Source organism: Paracoccus maritimus (assembly GCF_025195095.1).
Classification (GTDB): domain Bacteria; phylum Pseudomonadota; class Alphaproteobacteria; order Rhodobacterales; family Rhodobacteraceae; genus Paracoccus; species Paracoccus maritimus.
On sequence record NZ_JANAVZ010000038.1, the window covers coordinates 1 to 1,552 of the forward strand.

The following is a 1,552-nucleotide window of genomic DNA, read 5'->3' on the forward strand; positions in this document are numbered from 1 at the left end:
AAGAAGGGCTCAAGACGCGCCATCTGCGCATCCGTGAGCCAGAAGAGATTGCTCATGTCACCGCTCGCTTTTCGAGCAATGAATCAGAACGTTAGAACCTCATCAATAGGTCCTGACCCTAATCGTCGCCATCCACAGTCCTTCCATGGACCATATGCCTGAACTGCCCCTGTGCCTGACCCGTCGCGATGCGTCGCTGAACATGGCGCGCTTCTACAGCCTGGACATCACGGCGGATCTGTTCGGCGGTGCGGTGCTGGCGCGCCACTGGGGTCGCATCGGAAAGACAGGCCAAGAGCGGCGCGAATGGTTTGCCGATCCGGCCAATGCGCGCAGGCGGGCGCTGGTCTGGCGCGACCGAAAGCTGCGGCGGGGTTATTGTTGACTGAAACACTGTGTTATACTGTCGACATCGTGACCGCGTTTCCGGGGGACCGATGGCAGATCTGCAGAAATTCCGAAGCACCGGCATGATTGCACAAAGCGCGGGCGCGGCTGCTGCGGCGTTGAAGGCGCGCGCCGCTGAATGGGACGCGCCGTTGTCCGAGACACCGGAACGGCTTTCCTTGATGCTTTGGGGGTGTGAACTGCATCTGATCCCGCAGGATCAAGGGCTTCGGGTCGATCTTGCCGGGCCCGAGCGGCGATTGATCGGAAATCTTCGCGATACCGCGACCCAGATCTTCGCCGAGGCCGGGCTGGAGGTGAAATGGGACCATGTCGATACTGGCGCGCTTGCGCCGGGATTGTCCCTGATGCGCGTCAGTCAGGTCCGGCCGACTACGCCGAATTTCCTGCGTGTGCGGCTGACCGGCCCCGATGCGGCGCGGTTCGGCACTGGCAGCCTGCATTTCCGGCTGCTTCTACCGCCCGCCGGTCGAAGCCCCGTCTGGCCACGCGTTGCCGCCAGTGGCCGCACCGTCTGGCCCGAAGGGTCTGACGCGCTGCACCGGCCTGTCTATACGGTCGTGGCGCAGGAGGGCGACTGGCTGGAGTTTGACATTTTTCGCCACAGCGGCAGCCCCACCTGCGATTGGGCCGACAGCGATCCGGTTGGCGAAGAGGTCGGCGTCCTTGGCCCCGGCGGAGGCTGGTGCCCTGATGCGCGACGGCTGTTCCTGTTCGGCGATCAGACTGCACTACCCGCCATTGTCAGAATGCTGGCATTGGCGCGTGGCGAGGTGCGGGCAGTCCTGTCCTGTGATGCAGACGATCTTGGCGATGCCGCGGCAGATCCTCGCGTGACGCGCAGCGATGATCTGTTGAATGGTGTTCGGAAGCTGGAGGATCTGACGGGAAATGATTTCGTCTGGTTCGCGGCCCGGGCAGATCAGGCCAGGGCCGCGCGTCAGCACCTTCTTGAACGTGGAATACCGAAACAAAGGTTTGTCGCGGCCGCATATTGGGGCTGACATCCATGATGTCGGCGTAGGGCTTAGGCTGTGTGGAAACGTCAGCGCATGTCGGCATCCAAAGGCATTAAGCGCGAGGATTTAGGTCGCGTTTGCTGAATTGCAGACAGATCACAAGGAGCGGCGCCTTTCAGGCCTCT

2 protein-coding genes are annotated in these 1,552 nt (G+C 62.2%); both read left to right on the forward strand.

Features of this window, described 5'->3' with window-relative positions; all coding sequences use genetic code 11:
- Positions 1-154 precede the first annotated feature (154 nt).
- Positions 155-385 (forward strand): WGR domain-containing protein, encoded by a 231-nt coding sequence (locus MU516_RS19315; protein WP_260278830.1) that lies wholly within the window; start codon positions 155-157, stop codon positions 383-385.
- Positions 386-437: 52 nt separating this feature from the next.
- On the forward strand, positions 438-1,412 hold the full coding sequence (locus MU516_RS19320) for a siderophore-interacting protein (RefSeq protein WP_260278831.1): 975 nt from the start codon (positions 438-440) through the stop codon (positions 1,410-1,412).
- Positions 1,413-1,552: the final 140 nt, after the last annotated feature.

Excerpts from the sequence above, each read along its gene's own strand:
- MU516_RS19320 (WP_260278831.1), top strand. The coding sequence starts at position 438 with ATGGCAGATCTGCAGAAATTCCGAAGCACCGGCATGATTGCACAAAGC.
- MU516_RS19315 (WP_260278830.1), top strand. The coding sequence starts at position 155 with ATGCCTGAACTGCCCCTGTGCCTGACCCGTCGCGATGCGTCGCTGAAC.